This window comes from Streptomyces sp. NPDC002520, assembly GCF_053595235.1.
In genome coordinates this window covers 238,843-259,194 of the sequence record NZ_JBSFXG010000005.1, presented here as the reverse complement: position 1 = coordinate 259,194, position 20,352 = coordinate 238,843, and the positions used below count along the sequence as shown (strand labels likewise).

The 20,352-nt window shown below is 71.1% G+C and carries 18 protein-coding genes and 1 pseudogene; 8 read left to right on the top strand and 11 right to left on the bottom strand.

The window, feature by feature from the left end; translation table 11 throughout:
• Positions 1–95 precede the first annotated feature (95 nt).
• Together ACWD5D_RS11040 and metX are read left to right on the top strand one after the other, a co-directional pair.
• Positions 96–1,457: a bifunctional o-acetylhomoserine/o-acetylserine sulfhydrylase gene (locus tag ACWD5D_RS11040; protein ID WP_451372498.1), complete on the top strand. Its 1,362-nt coding sequence runs from the start codon at positions 96–98 to the stop codon at positions 1,455–1,457.
• 5 nt (positions 1,458–1,462) lie between these two features.
• A complete protein-coding gene (gene metX / locus ACWD5D_RS11035; protein WP_451372497.1) occupies positions 1,463–2,608 on the top strand; it encodes a homoserine O-acetyltransferase MetX in 1,146 nt (381 codons plus the stop codon).
• A gap of 332 nt (positions 2,609–2,940) precedes the next feature.
• Here metX and ACWD5D_RS11030 read toward each other — a convergent pair whose 3' ends face one another.
• From ACWD5D_RS11030 to ACWD5D_RS11005, 6 genes are all read right to left on the bottom strand, one after another.
• The gene (locus ACWD5D_RS11030) at positions 2,941–4,068 is read right to left on the bottom strand and encodes an LLM class flavin-dependent oxidoreductase (protein ID WP_451372496.1); all 1,128 of its coding nucleotides are present in this window, start codon (positions 4,066–4,068) and stop codon (positions 2,941–2,943) included.
• A 13-nt stretch (positions 4,069–4,081) separates the two neighbouring features.
• Positions 4,082–5,191, bottom strand: coding sequence for an LLM class flavin-dependent oxidoreductase (locus tag ACWD5D_RS11025; RefSeq protein ID WP_451372495.1), 1,110 nt, complete (start codon positions 5,189–5,191; stop codon positions 4,082–4,084).
• A complete protein-coding gene (locus ACWD5D_RS11020) occupies positions 5,188–6,588 on the bottom strand; it encodes an NtaA/DmoA family FMN-dependent monooxygenase (RefSeq protein WP_451372494.1) in 1,401 nt (466 codons plus the stop codon). Before ACWD5D_RS11020 ends, ACWD5D_RS11025 begins: the two co-directional genes overlap by 4 nt.
• 20 nt (positions 6,589–6,608) lie before the next feature.
• Positions 6,609–7,811, bottom strand: coding sequence for an LLM class flavin-dependent oxidoreductase (locus ACWD5D_RS11015; RefSeq protein ID WP_451372493.1), 1,203 nt, complete (start codon positions 7,809–7,811; stop codon positions 6,609–6,611).
• Between the two features lie 125 nt (positions 7,812–7,936).
• A complete protein-coding gene (locus tag ACWD5D_RS11010; RefSeq protein WP_451372492.1) occupies positions 7,937–8,134 on the bottom strand; it encodes a putative leader peptide in 198 nt (65 codons plus the stop codon).
• An 11-nt stretch (positions 8,135–8,145) separates the two neighbouring features.
• On the bottom strand, positions 8,146–9,102 hold the full coding sequence (locus ACWD5D_RS11005) for a glutathione S-transferase C-terminal domain-containing protein (RefSeq protein ID WP_451372491.1): 957 nt from the start codon (positions 9,100–9,102) through the stop codon (positions 8,146–8,148).
• 545 nt (positions 9,103–9,647) lie between these two features.
• On the opposite strand from ACWD5D_RS11005, the gene ACWD5D_RS11000 reads away from it, so the two are divergent.
• From ACWD5D_RS11000 to ACWD5D_RS10975, 6 genes are read left to right on the top strand one after another with little or no spacing between them, the layout of a single operon-like run.
• Positions 9,648–10,439: a GntR family transcriptional regulator gene (locus ACWD5D_RS11000; RefSeq protein ID WP_451372490.1), complete on the top strand. Its 792-nt coding sequence runs from the start codon at positions 9,648–9,650 to the stop codon at positions 10,437–10,439.
• A gap of 35 nt (positions 10,440–10,474) precedes the next feature.
• Positions 10,475–10,702, top strand: a complete 228-nt coding sequence (locus ACWD5D_RS10995) for a 4Fe-4S dicluster domain-containing protein (RefSeq protein WP_055491243.1) — start codon at positions 10,475–10,477, stop codon at positions 10,700–10,702.
• A gap of 15 nt (positions 10,703–10,717) precedes the next feature.
• Positions 10,718–12,061 (top strand): ABC transporter substrate-binding protein, encoded by a 1,344-nt coding sequence (locus ACWD5D_RS10990; RefSeq protein ID WP_451372489.1) that lies wholly within the window; start codon positions 10,718–10,720, stop codon positions 12,059–12,061.
• Positions 12,058–12,939 carry an ABC transporter permease gene (locus ACWD5D_RS10985; RefSeq protein ID WP_451372488.1) on the top strand — a complete coding sequence of 294 codons (882 nt, stop codon included), beginning with the start codon at positions 12,058–12,060 and terminating at the stop codon, positions 12,937–12,939. Before ACWD5D_RS10990 ends, ACWD5D_RS10985 begins: the two co-directional genes overlap by 4 nt.
• Entirely contained in the window at positions 12,923–13,711 is a 789-nt protein-coding gene (locus ACWD5D_RS10980; RefSeq protein ID WP_451372487.1) for an ABC transporter ATP-binding protein, read from the top strand. Before ACWD5D_RS10985 ends, ACWD5D_RS10980 begins: the two co-directional genes overlap by 17 nt.
• The gene (locus ACWD5D_RS10975; protein ID WP_451372486.1) at positions 13,708–16,470 is read left to right on the top strand and encodes a fumarate reductase/succinate dehydrogenase flavoprotein subunit; all 2,763 of its coding nucleotides are present in this window, start codon (positions 13,708–13,710) and stop codon (positions 16,468–16,470) included. Before ACWD5D_RS10980 ends, ACWD5D_RS10975 begins: the two co-directional genes overlap by 4 nt.
• Before the next feature lie 134 nt (positions 16,471–16,604).
• On the opposite strand, the pseudogene ACWD5D_RS10970 reads toward ACWD5D_RS10975, so the two are convergent.
• From ACWD5D_RS10970 to ACWD5D_RS10950, 5 genes and pseudogenes are all read right to left on the bottom strand, one after another.
• Positions 16,605–16,781, bottom strand: a pseudogene (locus ACWD5D_RS10970) (LLM class flavin-dependent oxidoreductase); the annotation flags it as partial.
• Positions 16,782–16,831: 50 nt separating this feature from the next.
• Complete coding sequence (gene ssuE / locus ACWD5D_RS10965; RefSeq protein ID WP_451372485.1) at positions 16,832–17,389, bottom strand: NADPH-dependent FMN reductase; 558 nt, start codon at positions 17,387–17,389, stop codon at positions 16,832–16,834.
• A gap of 93 nt (positions 17,390–17,482) precedes the next feature.
• Entirely contained in the window at positions 17,483–18,469 is a 987-nt protein-coding gene (locus tag ACWD5D_RS10960) for an ABC transporter substrate-binding protein (RefSeq protein ID WP_451372484.1), read from the bottom strand.
• A 69-nt stretch (positions 18,470–18,538) separates the two neighbouring features.
• Complete coding sequence (locus ACWD5D_RS10955) at positions 18,539–19,303, bottom strand: amino acid ABC transporter ATP-binding protein (protein ID WP_451372483.1); 765 nt, start codon at positions 19,301–19,303, stop codon at positions 18,539–18,541.
• On the bottom strand, positions 19,300–20,334 hold the full coding sequence (locus ACWD5D_RS10950; RefSeq protein ID WP_451372482.1) for an amino acid ABC transporter permease: 1,035 nt from the start codon (positions 20,332–20,334) through the stop codon (positions 19,300–19,302). The genes ACWD5D_RS10955 and ACWD5D_RS10950 overlap by 4 nt, the downstream gene beginning before the upstream one ends.
• Between the last annotated feature and the right edge of the window lie 18 nt (positions 20,335–20,352).

The window sequence follows — 20,352 nt, the reverse complement described above, 5'->3', positions numbered from 1 at the left end:
GCCCTCTTCCGGGCCCGGCTCCCAGCCCTGCGGTGTTCCGTGTATCCGGTCCCTGACCGCGCGCATCTCCGCCCTCCGTACAAGGGAGCACCACCATGAGCCAGCCCATCGACTCCGTCACCGCCGGCCACACCCCCGAGGACGAACCCACTGGTCCCGACACCTCCGCCTGGTCCTTCGAGACCAAGCAGATCCACGCGGGGGCCACGCCCGACCCGACGACCGGCGCCCGCGCGACGCCCATCTACCAGACGACGTCGTTCGTGTTCCGGGACACACAGCATGCCGCCGACCTGTTCGCACTGGCCGAGCCCGGCAACATCTACACCCGTATCCACAATCCCACCCAGGACGTCTTCGAGCAGCGCATCGCGGCACTGGAGGGCGGGGTCGCGGCCGTGGCGCTCGCCTCCGGGCAGGCGGCGGAGACCCTGGCGATCCTGACACTGGCGAGCTCCGGCGACCACATCGTCTCCAGTACGTCGTTGTACGGCGGCACGTACAACCTGTTCCGGCACACGCTGCCGAGGCTCGGTATCGAGGTGTCGTTCGTGGACGACCCGGACGACCTGGAGGCGTGGCGGGCGGCGATCCGGCCGGACACCAAGGCCCTGTTCGCGGAGACGCTGGGAAACCCTCGTGGCAATGTGCTCGATGTGCAGGGGATCTCGGACGTGGCGCACGCGGCCGGGCTGCCGTTGATCGTGGACAACACGGTCCCGACTCCCTACCTGCTGCGGCCCATCGAACACGGCGCGGACATCGTCGTCCACTCGGCGACCAAGTTCCTGGGAGGTCACGGCACGGCCATCGCGGGTGTGGTCGTCGACGGCGGCACCTTTGACTTCGGGGCGCACGCCGAGCGGTTCCCGGACTTCACCGAGCCCGACCCGAGTTACCACGGGCTGCGGTACTGGCCCGCGCTCGGACCGGGTGCGTTCGCCGTCAAGCTCCGCGTGCAGTTGCTCCGCGACCTCGGGCCGGCCCTCTCTCCGCACTCCGCCTTCCTGCTCCTGCAGGGCGTGGAGACGCTCAGCCTGCGCATCGAACGGCATTCGGCCAACGCCCAAGCCCTGGCCGAATGGCTGGAACAGAGGGACGAGGTCGCCGCCGTGCACTACCCGGGGCTGGAGACCAGCAGGTGGTACGAGGCGGGGCGGAAGTATCTTCCGCGGGGTGCGGGTGCAGTGGTCTCCTTCGAACTGCGAGACGGAGTCGAGGCCGGCAAACGGTTCGTGGACGCGGTCGAGTTGTTCAGCCACCTCGCCAACATCGGCGACGTGCGCAGCCTCATCATCCATCCGGCGTCCACGACGCACAGCCAGCTCGACGAGGAACAGCTGGCGGCCACCGGCACCTCCCCCGGCCTGGTGCGCCTGTCGGTCGGCATCGAGAACCTCGCCGACCTCAAGGCCGACCTGGAGGCGGGGTTCCGCGCGGCGAAGGACGCGTCCTGAACACCGTGCTGACGCCCTCCGTGGTCTCCCTCCCGCCGGCCTCCGGAGCCTGGCGGGAGGGGGATCCGGCCGGGCATCGCCAGTGGTACGAGCGTGAGCAGCCGCTTCCCTTGGAGGCGGGTGGTGAACTGCCGGGAGTGCGGCTCGCGTTCGAGACGTGGGGGCGGCTCGCACCCGACCGGTCCAACGCGGTGCTCGTGCTGCACGCACTGACCGGTGACAGCCATGCCGCCGGTGCCGCCGAGCCCGGCCACCCCACTCCCGGCTGGTGGGACGGGCTCATCGGCACAGGGCGCGCGCTCGACACGGACCGCTGGTTCGTCGTGGCGCCGAACGTGCTCGGCGGTTGTCAGGGCAGCACCGGACCGTCGTCCCGCAGCACTCCGGACGGACGTCGCTGGGGTGATCGCTTCCCCTTCCTGACGCAACGCGACCAGGTGGCGGCCGAGGCCGGCCTGGCCGACGCCCTGGGCATCGACAGCTGGGCACTGGTCGTCGGCGGATCGATGGGCGGAATGCGTGCGCTGGAATGGGCCGTGTCGCATCCGGAACGGACGCGGGCGCTCCTGGTGCTCGCCACGACTGCCGCGGCGAGCGCGGAACACATCGCCTGGGCGAACATCCAGCTCCATGCCATCCGCAACGACCCGCACTGGCGCGGCGGCGACTACCACGACGCCGGCCCCGGACTCGGCCCGCATGCGGGACTCGGCCTGGCCCGCCGCCTCGCCCACGTCACCTACCGAAGCGAACCGGAGCTGCAGATCCGCTTCGGGCGCACGCCGCAGGGCGCGGAGGAGCCCTGGAGCGGCGGCCGATACCAGGTCGAGTCCTACCTGGACCACCACGCCGCCAAGCTCGTGCGCCGCTTCGACGCGGGCAGCTACGTCACACTGACCCAGGCCATGAACAGTCACGACATCGGTCGCGGCCGGGGCGGTACGCGGGCCGCCCTGAGCCGTGTGACGGCCACGACGCTCGTCGCCGGAGTCGACTCCGACCGTCTCTATCCCCTGTCCCAGCAAGCCGAGTTGACAGCCGGCATCCCTGCGGCAGATCACCTCCGGGTGATCGAATCCCCGAGCGGTCACGACGGCTTCCTCATCGAACTGGAGCAAGTCGCCGCGCTCGTGGGCGAACTCGTCGGTTGAAGTGCTCTTCCGGCTGAAGCCGGGCGATTCCTGGCTACCTTGCGGTGACGGGCTCGACGCGTTTGCGCGCCTGACGAGTGCACCTTCCGGCAGCGGGGATCGCCACGTGGCCGATCCGGTACAGGTGCAATATGTCGCGGGCTGCGTTCCCGTCGGCGTTCGCCTCGAAGCCGCAGTCCGGGTTCTTGCATACGAGAAGTAGATCGAGACCGACCGCAAGGTTCCTGGCGTACCGCGCCTGCCGCCCTGTGGCGTCCCTCCCCTCGGCGCCGACGCCTTCCGCGCCACACCGGGTGAACGACCTCGACAGGTCCAACTGGCCCGCCATCAGCTCACCTGCGTTGCCACTCCTTCGCCAGGAGTCGGTAGGAGCGCACCCGGTCCGCGTGGTCATGGGTGATGGTGGTGATGGTCAGCTCGTCCGCTCCGGTCGCCTCCTGTAGTTGTTCGAGTTGATCGGCGACGCGTCCCGGCGAGCCGACGAACTGGGTGTCGACGCGGTCGGCCACCAGTGCCCGGTCCGCCTCGGTCCAGGTGTGGGCGCGGGCCTGCTCCGGGGCCGGGAAGGGGATGGCGCCCTCGGCGGTGCGGATGCTGCGGACCCACAGGCCGTAGCCGGTGGCCAGTTCGCGGGCGGTCGCGTCGTCCTCGGCGACGACCACGTCGGCGGAGACGGTGACGTAGGGCTTGTCGAGGTGGTCGGACGGCTGGAACGCGGCCCGGTAGCCTTCGGCGGCCTCCAGTACGGTGGCGGGGCTCACGTGGTAGTTGGCGGCGAAACGCAGGCCGTTTCGGCCCGCGACGTCGGCGCTCTGTCCGCCGCTGCTGCCGAGTATCCACACCTGCACGTCGGCTCCCTCGCCCGGTACGGCGTGCGCTTCGATGCCGTCCGCTGTGCGGTAGTCGCCGCGCAGCAGGGCGAGTATGTCGTCGACCTGCTCGCCGTAGTCCTGGGAGCCGGCGCCGGGCTGGTGCAGCAGTCGCTGCTGGAGCAGGAATCGCGGCGAACCGATCAGGTGCTCCGGAGAGAATCGTGGCGGGATCTTCAGACCGTTCGGAGCGCGCCCGTCGATGACAGGTGTGGTGGTCGGCCGGGGCCCGGCCGACCGGCCCTGGGGGCCGCCGCCCGAGCGTCCGAGGCCCAGGTCGAGCCGCCCGGGGTGCAGGGCGTCGATCAGCCCGAACTCCTCGACGGTGGACAGGGCGGTGCGGTGGCCGAGTTGTACGGCACCGGAGCCGATCCTGATCGTGGAGGTCGCGGATGCGGTCAGGGCCAGTACGACGGCGGGAGAGGTTCCGGCCACGCCCGGGTTGAGGTGGTGCTCGGCGAACCAGTAGCGGGTGTAGCCGAACCGCTCGGTCTGCCGGGCGAGGTCGATGGTGTTGCGCAGGGCCTCGGCGGCGGTGGAGCCGGACGAGACCGGGACGAGGTCGAGAACCCCGAGGGGGATGCCGGACATGATCAGGTGCTCCTCAGCGGTCGGTGAGCGTGGACGCGGGCGCGGGCTCGAACTCGGTGGCGGGTTCGGCGAGGACCGGAGCCCACGCGAACGGCGGGTCGGGGATGTCGCGGCGTAGCACGGGGGCGATGTCTGACTGGAAGAGTTCGAGGGAGGCACGGTGCTGGGCCTGGGTGAGGCCGTCCGCGTCGGCGTGCAGGTGGAGCACGCTGTGGCCGAACCGCTCGTGGTAACGGTGCACTTTGTCGATCACCTGTTGGGGACTGCCGATCAGCGCCGAACTGCGCTCGACGAAGTCCTCGAGGGTGGCGAACACCGGCTCGACGCCCAGTCGCTTCTGGAACGCGAGACGGCCCTCGAAGACCGGCCGGTACGCGGCGATCGCCTCCTGCGAGGTACGGGCCGCGTAGTAGCCGGCGGTCCCCGCGCCGACCACCGCCTGAGCCGGGTCGTGGCCGTAGTGTTCCCACCGCTCCCGGTAGTGGCGGATCAGTTCGGCGTACGGCTCTATCGGATGAGTGACGTTCGCCGAGAAGAGCGGATCTCCGTAGCGGGCGGCGAGATCGACGGATTCGCGGCTGGTCGCGCTGCCGTGCCAGACCCGGACGGGCTGCTGCAGCGGTCTCGGCCACACCTCGGCTGCTGTCAGCTCGGGGCGGAAGCGCGGGGAGGCGCTCACCTTGTCCTGCCGCCAGATCCGGCGGAACAGCTCGTAGCTCTCGGCGTTACGGTCCCACTGGTCCTCGGGGGTGACGTGGAACAGCTCCCGCTGGGCGGTGCCGTTGCCCTTTCCGATGATCAGGTCGAGACGGCCCGCGGACAGGTGGTCCAAGGTCGCGTAATCCTCGTAGGCGCGTACCGGGTCGAGCAGGCTGAGGGTGGTGACGGCGGTGAACAGCCGGATCCGGGAGGTCAGCGCGGCGATGTGGCTGAGGACGACCGGTGGGGAGGAGGAGATGAACGGCCGCTCGTGGCGTTCGCCGACGCCGTAGCCGTCGAATCCGAGTTCCTCGGCGAGCAGCGCGTTGTCGATCACCTCGCGGAAGCGCTCGTCGGTGGACTTGTGGACGCCGGTCACCGGATCCGGTGCGTGCACGATGAGGGTGATGGCCAGGAACTTCACGACGCTGCCCGCCGGTTCTCCCCCGGCACCGCGCGGGCGTCGGGGTGGGCCAGGCCGAGGTGGTCGCGGAGCGTGGTGCCGGTGTAGTCGTGGCGGAACACACCGCGTTCCTGCAGCAGCGGGACGACGGTGTCGGCGAACTCGTCCAGGCCCGCGGGCGTGATGTGCGGGACCAGGATGAAGCCGTCGGCAGCGTCCGTCTGGACGAAGTGGTTGATGCTCTCGGCGACGGTGGCCGGGGAGCCGACGAACGACTGGCGACCGGTGGTCTCGATGACGAGTTCGCGGATCGACAGGTTCTCGGCCGCGGCGCGTTCGCGCCATTGCCCGGCGATGGCGACCGGGTCTCGGAACATCCGGACGCTGGCCCTGCCGCGGGCGATGGTGTGCTCGCCGGGGTCCGGGTCGATGTCGGGAAGCGGGCCGTCCGGGTCGTAGCCGGACAGGTCCCGGTTCCAGACGTGCTCGAGGTACTTGATCGCGGTCTGCCCGCTGACCTGCCGGCGTCGTACCTCACGCGCCAGCTCCTGCGCCTCGGCGTCCGTGTCACCCAGCACGAAGGTCGCGGCGGGCAGGATCAGCAGCTGGTCGTGGGTCCGGCCATGGCGGGCCAGGCGCCCCTTGACATCGGTGTAGAAGTCCCGCCCCGCCTCCAGGGTGCTGTGCCGGCTGAAGATGGCGTCGGCGCTCGACGCGGCGAACTCGCGGCCCTCCTCGGAGTCGCCGGCCTGGAAGATCACAGGGCGGCCCTGGGGGCTGCGAGGGACGTCGAACCGGCCGGCGATGTCGAAGTGCTCTCCTCGGTGGACGAAGGCTCCGGCTCGGGCGTCCTTGAGGAAGATGCCGGACTCGCGGTCGGCGACGATCTCATCACCGTGCCAGGAGTCGAACAGCTCGGTGGCGGTGGCGAGGAACTCCTTGGCCCTGGAGTAGCGCTGGTCCTGTGGGAGGAAGCCGCCGCGGCGGAAGTTCTCGCCGGTGAAGGCGTCCCAGGAGGTGACGACGTTCCAGGCGGCGCGTCCGCCCGACAGATGGTCCAGGCTGGCGAACTGGCGGGCCACCTCGTAGGGCTCGTTGAAGGTGGAGTTGATGGTACCGGTCAGGCCGAGCCGTTCGGTGACGGCGGCGAGGGCGGCGAGGACGGTGAAGGTGTCGGGCCGCCCCACCACGTCCAGGTCGTAGATCCGGCCGCCCTGTTCGCGCAGCCGCAGTCCCTCGGCGAGGAACAGGAAGTCGAACTTGGCGCGTTCGGCGGTCCGCGCGAAGTGCGCGAACGAGCTGAACTCGATGTGGCTGCCCGACCGGGGATCGCTCCACACCGTGGTGTTGTTGACGCCGGGGAAGTGGGCGGCGAGATGGATCTGCTTCGGAGTCCGGCCCGTGCTCGGCTTGCTCATGATCGTAGGAGTCCTCCGGTTCAGACGGTTGCGTAGCGGTTGGCGGGGCGGGGAAGTCCGAGCAGCCCGCGCAGGGTGTCCGCCTCGTAGACGCGCCGGAAGGCGCCACGGCGCTGGAGTTCGGGCACCAGGCCCTGGGTGATCCGTTCCAGGTCGTGCCCGATCGCTCCGGGGCGCAGCCGGAAGCCGCTCAGTCCGGCCCGGCGCCGGTCCAGGAGCAGGTCCGCCAGTTGTCCGGGCGTGCCCGTGAACACCTCGGCGTCGTCGGCGTGGGCGCATCCCGCGAGGTCGTCCAGACGGGTCTTGCGGTCCCGCGCCGCCGTGGGGTCCTCGTCGAGGAACACGACCAGGTCGCCGAAGATGTGGAGCGGCTCCCCGGCCCTCCCTGCCGCGGCCTGGGCGGCGCGGATCTCGGCGACGGCCACACGGGCCTCGTGGGTGTCGTGCGGGGTGATGTAACCGATGTCGGCCGAGCGGCCCACCAGTTGATACGGCAGGCTGTGGTGCGCGAGCGCGCTGACGACGGGCTGCCCCTGCGGCGGCCGGGGGGTGATCGAAGGCCCCTTGACGCTGAAGTACCTGCCCTCGAAGCCGATGTAGTGCAGTTTGTCGCGGTCGATGAACCGGCCGGTGGCGACATCGCGGATCTCCGCGTCGTCCTCCCAGCTGTCCCACAGGCGGCGCACCACCTCGACGTGGTCGGCGGCCTCCTCGAAGAGCTCGGTGAGCAGCGCCCTGCCCGCCGGAGTGTCCCGGTCCTCGACGCCGAGACGGGGGAACGTACGGCGTCCGAAGTGAGCCGCCTCGTTCTGCCGTGCCGACACCTGGACGCGCAGACCCGCGCGACCGGCACTGACGTAGTCCAGGGTGGCGATCGCCTTGGATGTGTGGAACGGCTCGGTGTGGGTGGCGACCACGGTCGGGACCAGCCCGATGTGCCGGGTCAGCGGTGCGACCCGGGCGGCGATGAGTACCGCGTCCAGCCGGCCGCGCACCTGGTCGGTACGCTCGTCCGGCTGCGTGAGGTGCGAGGACTGGAGCCCGAGCGCGTCCTCGAAGGTCACGAAGTCGAGCAGGCCGCGTTCGGCCTCGGTGACGAGGCCGGCCCAGTAACCGGCGGTGAGCAGGTCGTGGGGCCGGGCGCCCGGCTCACGCCATGCGGCCGGGTGCCAGCCTGTGCCGTCGAGTGCGACGGCAAGGTGAAGCGGAGGAGATGCGGACACGAATGAAGTGCCTTCCTGGGGAGGGACCGTTCGCCGACCGGAACCGGCCCTCGCGCGGAGGGATCGGCGGGCGTGGGAGTGCGCGTTGAGGTGGAGGGGCTTGCCGGCTGGAGCCTGAGGGAGGGTCAGGAGCGACAGAGCGCGCCGGCCACCCGCCGCAGGTCGATGTGGGTGCGGCCGTACAGGCGGACGCACCCGCGCGCGGCCGGAACCTCGGGGTGCACCCGTGCGGCACCGACCGCGGTGCCCCCGTTCGCCGGGGGCATGCCGGTCCACGCAACCGTCAGTGACGGGTTGTCGCGCTCCGACGTGGTGGACCTCATGCGGTAGCAGGTTAGGCCGGGCCGGACGGACGGAGGTGGAGGGCGTATTGCGGTTGCGTGAAACCGTCCGAGCTCTCTTGGGAGGGCCGAGTCACCGTGTCCGCGGTGTGGACGGCCCAGTCCAGGATTTGCACCGCCGCCCCTGCGGCCTCCATGCCCTGGCAGCGGGCATGGTGCCTGCGACCGATGCCATCCAGGTCGAGGTGGGTGCCGAAGGCGGGATGGGCGGCCAGTCTCCGTGCGTAGGCCCACAGGTGGGGGTGCTCGGCGATGTGGCGGACCGCGGCTGCGTCCAGGTGCAGGCGGTGCACGGTGTCGAGCTGCACCAGGGTCACCCACAACTGCACGTCGGCGGCCGTCACTTCGTCGCCCAGGATGAAGTCCTGGAACGCGAGTCGTGCGTCCAGTGAGCCCAGGACGCGCAGCAGGGACGTGAGAGCGGTCCGGCGCGCCACGGAATCGGTGTCGGCACGCCCGGCGTGCTGTGCGGCTTCGTTGATGCGGTCCTCGCAGAGGCGCTCGACTGCCTCGATCTCGGCCTCCTCGCCGTGCGGATACAGCGCGGGCTGGTCGGGACGGTCACCGTCGAAGTGCCGGGCGAGGTCGCACAGGATGTCGGGGGTGTGCGTGCTGACGATCCGCCCCGTCCAGTCGTCGCTCAGCACCGGTCCCACGGTGGGTCCGGTGTATCGGTGCGAACTGGCGTCGTACAGGGGTCGCAGAGCGCGGTGTCCACCATCGGGGCCGTCGGGCACGGCCGGCAGCAGCGTCACCGGCAACGTTCCGTTCAGGCCGAGCAGGCTGTGCGTGATGGCGATGCGCAGACAGTGGGGGCAGGACAGCGACAGGTGGAGGCGGTAGCGGCGCGGCACAGCGTAGTAACCACTGCTCGCGTCAGGGCCGATCCTGCCCAGGAACGTCGGCGCGCAGGAGTGGGACGGCACAGTGGTCGAGGGTGCGGCGGGCATGGGTCTCCCTGGGTCCGGGTCCGGCTTCTGGTTCTCAGAGATGCGGCGGGCGGCGCGCGTGGGGTGATGGGCGCGCGGCGCCCTCGGCGCGTACCCGTACCCGGCGGAAACGGCGTGCCGATGGGCACCGCCGGTTCAGCGAGGAGAGTTCGCCGCGCTGCAGACGCGCAGGAGATCGATGTGGCGGCGGGAGGTCAGGAGGAGCAACGGCCGGCCCGCACGCACCGTGCGGTCGGCGGACGGCTCCAGACGCTCCATCATTTCCTACCCATCCACTAGGAATCTGTACTGGAGTGTCCGGCTGTCCTCACGCCTCGTCAAGAGGCCCTTCCGACATCCGGCCCACCGTCTCACATGATGGGAGGAGGGAAGAGGAGGGCGGCACGCCGGAGGCCCCGGTGCCATCGTCCGGGGCCCGCAGAGCCTGGCGGATACTCCCGTCGGCCTGTCGAACGCCCAGGTCAGCGACGCGTCCAGCGGTGCGTCAGGTGGCGCAATAATCCAGCAACACCACTATCCCTATCGGATGGCTATGGTTTCGAGCCATGCCGCCCACCGACCGCATCCGAGACCACGCCGGCCAGGGCTCCGCGACCACGGTCGCCGCCCACCGCAGCCGGCGCAGGCTGCGCGCCGACCGGGCCAGGCAACTCGCCGATCTGCTCCGCCGCCAACTCCTCACCGGCGCCTTTCCCAACGGCGCGCTCCCCCACGAGTCGACCCTCGCCACCGACTACCGCGCCTCCCGCAACACCGTCCGCCAGGCCCTCGACCTGCTGCGCACCGAGGGCCTCGTCGAACGCCTGCCCGGTGTCGGCACCCTGGTCGTGGCCCGGAAGTACCCCCACGGCCTCGACCGCCTGATGGGCCTCGCGGAAACCCTCCGTGAACACGGCCGGGTCACCAACGAGGTCCGCACCATGGGCCCCGTCCCGGCCCCCGCCCCCGTCGCCGAACGACTCCACGTGCCTTCGGGCGCCGACGTCCTCTACATCGAGCGTCTGCGCCGTCTGAACGGCCTCCCCCTCTCCCTCGACCTCACCTACATCCCCCTGGACATCGGCACCGCGCTCCTCGCAGCGGACCTGGAGAACACCGACGTCTTCCGCCTGCTGGAGGCGGCCTGCGGTCTGCCTCTCGGCCACGCCGAGATCACCCTCGAGGCGGTCAACGCGGACGCCCACTCCGCCGCCGTGCTGCAGGCCCCCCAGGGTGCGGCCGTCCTGATGCTGGAACGCCTCACACACCTCGACGACGGCCGGCCCGTCGACCTCGAGTTCATCCGCTTCCGCGGCGACCGCATCACCATGAGCGGCCTGCTGCACCGCTCAGCCTGACACCCCCGAAGAGCACGACATTCCTGGAGACAGCCATGCCCTTGGCGCCCCAGCGGGCCGACGTGCCCGTGACCATCGACGAGTCGAAGTGCATCGACGGCTGCACCCTCTGCGTGGACATGTGCCCGCTGGACTCCCTCGCCATCGACGTCAGCAGCGGCAAGGCGTACATGCACGTCGACGAGTGCTGGTACTGCGGCCCGTGCGCGGCCCGCTGTCCCACCGGAGCCGTCACGGTCAACATGCCCTATCTGCTCCGCTGAGAGGCCCGGACTCCCATGAAACGCACGGCAGTCGCGCTCGCGACGTCCGCATCGCTGCTCAGCCTGTCCGCTTGTGGCGGCAGCGCCGAGGCGGGCGGCGGCTCCACGGTCACCATCACCGTCGGATACCAGTCCAAGACCATCAACACGGTCACCGCCGGCACCCTCCTGCGGTCCCTCGGCTACTTCGAGAGGCGGCTGAAGGCCCTCCACGACGGAAAGACGTACAAGGTCGACTGGCAGGACTACGCCACGGGCGCCCCGATCACCGCCCAGATGACCGCCGGGAAGATCGACATCGGCTCGATGGGCGACTTCCCGCTCCTCATCAACGCGGCCCGCGGCAAGCAACTGGGCAGGCCCACCCACCTGGTGTCGGTCACCGGCTACAACCTCAAGGGCGGCCTGAACACCGTCGTCGTCGCGCCGGATTCCAAGCTCGCCTCCCTGAAGGACCTGCGGGGCAAGAAGGTCTCCACGAGCGTCGGCTCGGCCGCCGACGGCACCCTCGTGCGAGCCCTGCAGCGGGCCGGCATCGACCCGGACACGGGCGTGGAGAAGCTGAACCAGCAGCCCGCGGTGGGCGCCTCGGCCCTCTCGGCGGGCAGCGCGGACGCGCTGTCGCAGTTCGTCGCCTGGCCGGGCCTGCTCGCCTACCAGGGCAAGGCGAAGGCGCTGTACGACGGAGCACAGCTGAACCTGCCCACCTTCCACGGCGTCACCGCCCGCGAGGACTTCGCCGAGCGGAGCCCGGCCGTGCTGGAGGCGTTCCTGAAGGCCCAGGCGGACGCGACCGACTACCTCGACGCCCGTCCGGTGGACGCCGCCGAGAAGGTCGCGGACGCCACCGGGCTGCCCGCCGAGGTCGTCTACCTCTACAACGGTGCCCACGGCATCTCCACCTTCGATCCGGCCCTCAAGCCGCAGTTGGTGTCCGCGCTGAAGCAGGACGTGTCGGTGCTGAAGGCTGCCGAGCTGACCGGCGACATCGACGTGGGCTCCTTCGTCGACGACCGGTACGTCAAGAGGGCCCTCGGCGCCGGCTACGCCGGGCGGCTCGCCGCCGGCCCGCCCGCCGCCGCCGGCGAGGTCTGGCCCAAGGGCGCCCGCACGACCCGGAGCTTCACGTCCCCCGACCGGCTCCTCGCCTACGTCGCCCGGCACAGGGACGGCATCCGCGCGGCCTACGTCCCCGACGCCGCCACCGGCACCCTCTGGTTCGCCGACAAGGCCGTCTGGGTGGCGAACGGCAAGCGACTGCTGCCCTTCGTCGCCCCGGCCACCGCACGGACCTACGTGGCCGGTCACAGCGGTGCCCGGGTGATCACGTACGCGGACGCCCTGGGACGGGCCTCATGAGCCGGTATCCCCGCCGGGCGGGCCGGCTGCTGCTGCGGGCGGGCTCGCTGGCCGTCGCGCTCGGCCTGTGGCAGCTGCTGACCACGCTCGACGTGGACCTGTGGGTGCGCTTCTCGCAGTTCCCGACGGTGACCGACGTGGCCCGGACCTTCGCCGACCGGGTGTCAGGACCCGACTACTGGACCGACCTCACCGACAGCCTCACCCGCATCGTGACCGGCTTCCTGCTCGCCGCCGTCCTGGGCGTGGGCACCGGCGTGCTCGTGGCCCGCTCGCGGCTCGCCGAGGACCTGCTCGGCCCGGTCCTCGAGGTGGTGCGGCCCGTCCCGGCCATCGCCATGGTCCCTGTCGCCATCCTCCTCTTCCCCTCCAACGAGCAGGGCATCGTCTTCATCACCTTCACCGCCGCCTTCTTCCCCGTGCTGGTCTCCACCCGGCACGCGGTGCGCGCGCTGACCCCCGTGTGGGAGGAGGCGGTGCGCACCATGGGCGGTGGCCGGTGGCGGATCCTGCGCTCCGTCGTCCTGCCGGGCGCGCTGCCGGGCATCTTCGGCGGCCTGTCCGTCGGCATCGGCGTGTCCTGGATCTGTGTGATCTCCGCGGAGATGATCTCCGGACAGTACGGCGTCGGCTACCGCACCTGGCAGGACTACACGATCGTCAACTACCCGGGCGTCTTCGTCGGAATGGTCACCATCGGCCTGCTCGGCTGGCTCACCTCCACCACCGTCGAACTCGTCGGGCGCCGCCTCACCCGCTGGCTGCCGCGCACGTCGTACGTCCCCGGCGCCCGGCCCCGGCCCGCCCGGGCCCTGGTGGCCGTATCCACGACCGCACCCGCCAAGGCCCAGGAGGCATGCGATGAGCACCTCGTCTGAGACCGAGCGGGCCGGAGCGAGGAGCGTGTCGGCGGCCCCGCGCGGCACCCGTCTCACCTTGCGCGCCGCCACGCTCGGCCGTCCGGACGCCCCGGCGGTGGCCCACGTCGACCTGGACGTCGCCGCCGGCGAGATCCTCACCGTCGTGGGCCCCTCCGGCTGCGGCAAGTCGACGCTGCTGCGCACCTGGGCCGGGCTGCTGCCCGCGCTGGAGGGCGCGGTGGAACAGGACGGGCGGCCGGTGACCGGCCCCGGCGCGGACCGGGCGCTGGTCTTCCAGGAGGACGCCCTGCTGCCCTGGCGCACCCTGCGCGCCAACGTCGAACTGCCCCTCGCCGTCCAGGGTCTGCCGCGCACACGGCGCAGGGAACAGGCCGAGGGCTGGCTGGGACGGGTCGGACTCGGCGACCTGGCCCGGCAGTTGCCGCACCGCGTCTCCGGCGGGCAACGCCAGCGCGCCCAGCTGGCCCGCGCCCTCGCCGGACGCCCGCGCGCCGTCCTCATGGACGAACCCTTCGGCGCCCTCGACGCCCAGACCCGCGCCGGCATGCAGGACCTGCTGGTGGAGGTACTGCACGGCACGGGCGCGACCGTCGTCTTCGTCACCCACGACGTGGACGAGGCCCTGTTCCTCGGCGACCGCGTGGCCGTGCTCGGCGCGGGCCGGCTGGTCGCCGTACGGGACGTACCGCGCCCACGCGAGCGCGCCGCCCACGACGACACGGCGCGCATCGCCCTGCGGCGCAAGATCCTCACATCACTCGGTTCTTGAAAGGCACCCTGGTGGACACCCCCCTGGAGATCCCGGCCCTCACCGATGCCGAGGAGCTGACCTGCGACGTCCTCGTCATCGGCGGCGGCACGGCCGGCACCATGGCGGCGCTGACCGCCGCCGAGCGCGGCGCGGACGTCCTGCTGCTGGAGAAGGCGCACGTACGACACTCCGGCGCGCTCGCCATGGGCATGGACGGCGTCAACAACGCGGTCGTCCCGGGCCGTGCCGAGCCCGACGACTACGTCGCGGAGATCACCCGCGCCAACGACGGCATCGTCGACCAGAGCACCGTCCGCCAGACCGCCACCCGCGGCTTCGCCATGGTGCGGCGACTGGAGTCGTACGGGGTGAAGTTCGAGAAGGACGAGCACGGCGAGTACGCGGTCCGCCAGGTCCACCGCTCCGGCTCGTACGTACTGCCCATGCCGGAGGGCAAGGACGTCAAGAAGGTCCTGTACCGGCAGCTGCGGCGGCGCGAGATGCGCGAGCGCATCCGGATCGAGAACCGGGTGATGCCGGTGCGCGTGCTGACGGTTTCGGGGCAGGCCGTGGGGGCGGTGGGCTTCCACACGCGCACCGGCGCGTTCGTCGTCGTCCGTGCGGGCGCGGTGATCCTGGCGACCGGCGCCTGCGGACGGCTCGGCCTGCCGGCCTCCGGCTACCTGTACGGCACGTACGAGAATCCGACCAACGCGGGCGACGGCTATGCGATGGCCTACCACGCGGGCGCCGAGCTGACCGGCATCGAGTGCTTCCAGATCAACCCGTTGATCAAGGACTACAACGGCCCGGCCTGCGCCTACGTCGCCAATCCCTTCGGCGGGTACCAGGTCAACCGGCACGGCGAACGCTTCGTCGACTCCGACTACTGGTCGGGGCAGATGATGGCGGAGTTCGCGGCGGAGGTGGCGTCGGACCGCGGCCCGGTGTACCTGAAGCTGAGCCACCTCCCGGAGGAGTCGATCACGGCCCTGGAATCGATCCTGCACTCCACCGAGCGCCCCACCCGCGGCACCTTCCACGCGGGCCGCGGCCACGACTACCGCACCCATGACGTCGAGATGCACATCTCGGAGATCGGCCTGTGCGGCGGCCACTCGGCCTCGGGGGTACGGGTCGACGACCACGCCCGCACGACCGTCCCCCGCCTGTACGCGGCCGGCGACCTGGCCTGTGTGCCGCACAACTACATGATCGGCGCTTTCGTCTTCGGCGACCTCGCGGGCGCGGACGCCGCACAGTACACACCGTACGAGGGGGATCTTCCCTCCGGCCAGCTGCGCGAGGCGCACGAGCTGATCTACCGCCCGCTGCGCAACCCCGACGGTCCGCCGCAGCCCCAGGTCGAGTACAAGCTGCGTCGCTTCGTGAACGACTACGTGGCTCCACCCAAGTCCGGCGCCCGGCTGTCACTCGCCCTGGAGGCGTTCGAGCGGGCGCGGGCCGACATCGCCGCGATGGGCGCGCGCACCCCGCACGAGCTGATGCGCTGCGCGGAGGTCACGTTCATCCGCGACTGCGCGGAGATGGCCGCGCGGGCTTCCCTGGCCCGCACGGAATCCCGCTGGGGCCTCTACCACGACCGTCTCGACCACCCCCACCGTGACGACGCGTCCTGGTTCCACCACCTCGATCTGCGCAAGGCCCCCTCCGGTGCGATGGAGTTCACGGCACGCCCCGTGGCGCCCTATCTGGTCCCGGTCCACGGTTTCGCGCCGGTCGGCGGCCCCTCCCGTCACCTCGGCGAGGTCCATCCGGACGAGGTGGCGACGGCGGGGGCCCGGGAGGTGGCCCCGGTGACGATGCGTCCGGAGCGCGCCACTGCCGACACCACCGCCCGCCCCGGCACCGACGCGGAGACACCGGCCACACCGCGCCTCCTCGAACTCCTCGCCCTCGCGGAGGACCACACCGGACTCTCCGCGCTCGTGCCCTATCTGACCGACCCGGAACCCGCCGTCCGCCGAACGGCCATCGCCGTCCTGACGGAATCCGCGCCGCCGGGGGCCGGGCCGGCGCTGGCCGAGGCTCTCGCCGACACCGACCAGGAGGTCCGCGCCGCCGCGGCCGCCTCGCTGCGTGAACTGACCGAGACCCTGACCCCGGAGCCGGTTCTGCGTGACGGCCTCGTCGCCGCCCTCTCCGTGGCCGACCCCGTCGTCCGTGCCGCCGCACTGGACATCCTGCGCGGCCTGCGCGCCGGAGACGTGGACCTCTTCGCGGCCTCCCTGTCGGACTCGGACACCGCCGTCCGTGTCGCGGCCGTGCGAGCGCTCGTATCGCTCGACGCCACTGCGGAAATCGCCCGCGCGGCGGCCACCGAGCCGTCTCGCGAGGTCCGCGTCACGATCGCCAAGGCCCTGGCCGGCGTGGGTCCGGCGCCGGACTCGGCCGTGCTCCACTCGGCCCTCGCCGAACTGGTCGACGATCCCGACGCCCTGGTGCGCGGGGCCGCTTACGAGGCCCTGGGCACGGCCGGCTGCCCCACCCCCCTGGCCGCACACGCCGCGTCGGCCCTGTCCGACCCCGCCTGGCAGGTGCGGGCCGGCGCTGCCACCGCCTTGTCCGCCGCGGATCCCAAGGTGGCCGTCCCCGCACTCGCCAAGGCCGTCGCCGACCCCAACGCCGACGTCCGCAAGGCCGCCGTACTGGCCCTGACCCGGCACCGCGGCGCCGAGGACGCCCGAGCAGCCCTGGCCACGGCGACGGCAGACCCGGACGCGGACGTCAGGGCCTACGCGGCACGGGCACTGTGACGGCGCCGCGGCGACGGACCGCTCGGCGCTTCGGGGATCACGCGGGTCGTCGCGGACTCCCGGCGCCGGCGAAAGGCAGGTGAACCGGGGGTGCTGCCTGCCGGTCGTACGGGTGCCGCCACAGGCCCCGCGCCTGGAGCCAGTGCACCGGTGAAGCCGAGGTCCTCGGCGGCGCGGGCGATCTGGGTGAGGTAGCCGATGCTCGGCGGCCGGTCACCTCCGGTCGCGGTGACGGCGGTGCCGTGGCCGCCGCCGACGACATGACGGCTGTCGCCGTTGGTGGGCAGGAACCAGTGGAAGGTGAGGCTCACGGAGGCTCACGCCTTTCGCTCATCGTTGTCGGCGGTCACGGTCGGGGTCCTCATCCGGCGGCCGCCAGCAGGGCCGTACGGCTGCCGAGGGCATCGGAGAACTGGTCGACGACCTGTGCAAGGGCCTCGGCCGGACCCGGCGCGACGGTCAGCGTGCCGTCGTCGCCCACCGCGATGTCCTTGTCCAGCGTGAACCAGCCCTGGACGATGTGCGCGGCGCCCATGGAACTGAGCACCGGGCGCAGGGCGTAGTCGATCGCCAGCACGTGCGCCGTGCTTCCGCCGGTCGCCAGCGGAAGGACGGTCTTGCCGACCAGAGCGTACTGCGGCAGCAGATCGAGCAACGACTTCAGCAGCCCTGAGTAGGCGGCCTTGTAGACGGGAGTGCCGATCACGACCCCGTCGGCGCGGTCGAACAGCGCGGTCGCCTCGACGATCGCCGGGTGCCCGAAGTCGGCGCCGAGGAGGGCCTCGGCGGGGATGGTGCGGACGTCCAGCGGAATCACCTGGTGTCCCTGGGCCGTGAGCCGCCTGTCCAGGTGGCGCAGCAGGCGGGCGGTACGGGAGTTGACGGAGGGACTTCCGGAGACGGACAGGACGGAGGCCATGGCGGACCCTTCGGGAGCGTGGGACGGGCGTGGGTTCGGTGCGGGGCCGCGGCGCGCGGCCCCGCAGCCTGCAAGGGCTGTCTGAGCGGACGCCTACTTGTTGGTCTTGGGCAGGCCGGGCGGGTTGATCTCCGACGTCGCCACGGCTTCGTCGGACAGGCCCCAGCGCTTGAGCACCTTGGCGTACGTACCGTTGTCGATGATCTCGTCGAGGGCGTCGGCCAGCGCCCTGACCAGTCCGTTGTCCTTCTTGGTGGTGGCCGCGATGAGGCCCTGGAGGGTTCTGCCTGCGCCGGAGTAGGTGCCGACGACCTCCGTCTTCCCGGTGGTGGCCGCGCGATAGGCGGCGGTCGGGTTGGGGCCGAGGTAGAGGTCGATCCGGCCGGACTGGAGGGCGAGGTAGGTGTCGCTGTCGTTCTGGTAGTACTTGATGTTCACCGGCTTGCGGCCGGCCTTCACGTCCTCCTTGCTCCACTCGATGAGCAGCTTCTCCTGGTTGGTGCCGCTGCCCACCGCGACCGTTCTGCCCGCCACGTCCTTGGGCCCGGTCACCTTCAGGCCGCTGCCCTTCTTCGCCTCGAAGCCGAGGTTGTCCTCGCGGTAGGAGGCGAAGTCGTACTTCTCCTTGCGTTCCTCGGTGTCGGTGATGTTGCTGAACCCGACGTCGTACTTGCCGCTGTCGAGGCCGACGAAGATGTTCTCCCAGGAGACGGTGTTCATGTGCGGCTTGAGGCCGAGGACATCGGCGACCAGGTACGCGATGTCGGGCTCGACACCGATGACGGTCTTGTTGTCGGTGGCGTAGAAGGTGAGCGGCGCGGCGGAGCCGGAGGAGTCGACGATCTCCAGGGTGCCTCTCTTGCGGATCGCCTCCGGGACCTCGGCGGCGATCGAGGCGACCTTGTCGGTGGTGACGCGGTGCTGGTCGGCGCTGACGTTGGTCTTCGTCCTGCCGCCCTTCGTGGCCGCGACCTCGGCCGTGCCGCCGTCGGAGGGGTTGCTGCAGGCGGCGAGGACGAGGGCGGTGGCGAGTGCGAGCGCTGCGCTTGCGGTGCGGTGGCGGGCGAGGTTGGTGGACACGGTGGTTCTCCTTGCGTGGGAAAGGGTCTTGCCTGTGAAGGGAGGTTGGGTCGGAGGACCTTGGAGAGATCAGAGGACCTTGGAGAGAAACGCGCGGGTGCGTTCCTGCCGCGGGTCGTCCAGGACGGCCGCGGGAGACCCCTGCTCCACGACGACACCGCCGTCCATGAACATCACGGTGTCGGCGACCTCGCGGGCGAAGCCGATCTCATGGGTCACGATGACCATCGTGGTTCCGGTGTGGGCCAGGCCCTTGATGACGTCGAGGACTTCACCGACCAGTTCCGGGTCGAGCGCCGAGGTGGGCTCGTCGAAGAGCAGCACCTTCGGTTCGAGGGCGAGCGCGCGGGCGATGGCCACACGCTGCTGCTGGCCACCGGAGAGCTGCCGCGGATAGGCGCCGGCCCGGTCGGCGAGGCCGACCCGCTCCAGCAGCCGACGGGCGGTTTCCGCCGCCTCCTTGCGGGGGCGGCGCAGCGCGGAGACCGGGGCCTCGATCAGGTTCTCCAGCACGGTCAGATGCGGGAAGAGGTTGAAGTTCTGGAAGACGAACCCGATGCCGGTGCGCTGCTTGAGAACGTCCTTCTCCTTCAGCTCGTGCAGCTTTCCGCCGGAGCGGCGGTAGCCGATGAGCTCACCGTCGATGCTGATCCAGCCTCGGTTGACCTTCTCCAGGTGGTTGATGGTGCGCAGCAGCGTGGACTTTCCGGAGCCGGACGGGCCGAGGATCACGGTGACCTCGCCGGTGCGGACCAACAGGTCGACGCCGCACAGCACTTCCAGCGGGCCGAAGCTCTTGTGGACGCCACGGACGTCCACCATCACCTCACTCATCGGCTGTCTCCCATGGGTCCCGGGGCCTTCAGGGGTACGACGGGCTGGTCGCGCCCGGCCGCCGCGCGCAGGTCGCGTACGAAGTGGCGGGCGCGCCGGAGCGGGTTGGGCGGCGGGGTGCGGTCGGCGCCCCGGGCGTAGCGGCGCTCGACGTAGTACTGGGCGACCGACAGCACGGAGGTCAGCACCACGTACCAGGCGGTGGCGACCAGCAGCAGCGGGATCACCCGGCCGTTGCGGCCGTAGATCACCTGCACCCGGTAGAACAGCTCGCCGATGGACATCACGTAGACCACCGAGGTGCCCTTGAGCAGGCCGATGATCTCGTTGCCGGCCGTGGGCAGGATGGCGCGCATGGCCTGTGGCAGCACGATCCGGCGGATCTGCCGCAGCCGGGGGATGCCCAGCGCGGCGGCGGCCTCCAGCTGTCCGTGGTCGACGGACACGACGCCGCCGCGGACGATCTCGGCGGCGTAGGCGGCCTGGTGCAGTGTCAGCCCGATGACGGCGGCGCCGATGGTGCCGATGAGGCTGTTGCTGTCGACGGACCAGAACACGGCGCCGAAGGGGATGCCGACGCCCAACTCCTTGTACAGCGCGCTCAGGTTGAACCAGAACACCAGCTGGACGATCATCGGGATGGACCGGAAGATCCAGATGTAGGTCCAGGCGACGGTCTGCAGCACCGGGCTGCGCGAGAGCCGCATGAAGGCCAGGACCGTGCCGAGGAGGAATCCCAGCACGGCGGCGTAGGCGGTGAGCTGGAGGGTCACCCACACCGCCTGGACGATCGTCTCGGACAGGACGTAGTCGCGGAAGACGCCCCACTCCCAGACCGGGTTGGTGGCCAGACCGTGCACGAACTGGGCGAGAAGCACCAGCACGGCGACGGCCGCCGCCCAGCGGGCGTAGTGGCGGGCGGGAACGATCTCGAGCGTTGCCGGATCGTGCGGGACGGGAGTGGTTCGAGGACCGGCGCCCGGTGCGGCCGCGCCGGGTGGCGCGGTGGCGGAGTCAGTGGTGAGTCCCATCGTGGCGTTCCTGATCAC

What these genes read in the sequence shown, in the direction of transcription:
- ACWD5D_RS11000 (WP_451372490.1), top strand. Translation starts at nt 9,648, where the DNA reads ATGCCGCCCACCGACCGCATCCGAGACCACGCCGGCCAGGGCTCCGCG.
- ACWD5D_RS10955 (WP_451372483.1), bottom strand. Translation starts at nt 19,303, where the DNA reads ATGAGTGAGGTGATGGTGGACGTCCGTGGCGTCCACAAGAGCTTCGGC.
- ssuE (WP_451372485.1), bottom strand. Translation starts at nt 17,389, where the DNA reads ATGGCCTCCGTCCTGTCCGTCTCCGGAAGTCCCTCCGTCAACTCCCGT.
- ACWD5D_RS11005 (WP_451372491.1), bottom strand. Translation starts at nt 9,102, where the DNA reads ATGCCCGCCGCACCCTCGACCACTGTGCCGTCCCACTCCTGCGCGCCG.
- ACWD5D_RS11010 (WP_451372492.1), bottom strand. Translation starts at nt 8,134, where the DNA reads ATGAGGTCCACCACGTCGGAGCGCGACAACCCGTCACTGACGGTTGCG.
- ACWD5D_RS11020 (WP_451372494.1), bottom strand. Translation starts at nt 6,588, where the DNA reads ATGAGCAAGCCGAGCACGGGCCGGACTCCGAAGCAGATCCATCTCGCC.
- ACWD5D_RS11040 (WP_451372498.1), top strand. Translation starts at nt 96, where the DNA reads ATGAGCCAGCCCATCGACTCCGTCACCGCCGGCCACACCCCCGAGGAC.
- ACWD5D_RS10980 (WP_451372487.1), top strand. Translation starts at nt 12,923, where the DNA reads ATGAGCACCTCGTCTGAGACCGAGCGGGCCGGAGCGAGGAGCGTGTCG.
- ACWD5D_RS10995 (WP_055491243.1), top strand. Translation starts at nt 10,475, where the DNA reads ATGCCCTTGGCGCCCCAGCGGGCCGACGTGCCCGTGACCATCGACGAG.
- ACWD5D_RS11030 (WP_451372496.1), bottom strand. Translation starts at nt 4,068, where the DNA reads ATGTCCGGCATCCCCCTCGGGGTTCTCGACCTCGTCCCGGTCTCGTCC.
- ACWD5D_RS10985 (WP_451372488.1), top strand. Translation starts at nt 12,058, where the DNA reads ATGAGCCGGTATCCCCGCCGGGCGGGCCGGCTGCTGCTGCGGGCGGGC.
- ACWD5D_RS10990 (WP_451372489.1), top strand. Translation starts at nt 10,718, where the DNA reads ATGAAACGCACGGCAGTCGCGCTCGCGACGTCCGCATCGCTGCTCAGC.
- ACWD5D_RS10950 (WP_451372482.1), bottom strand. Translation starts at nt 20,334, where the DNA reads ATGGGACTCACCACTGACTCCGCCACCGCGCCACCCGGCGCGGCCGCA.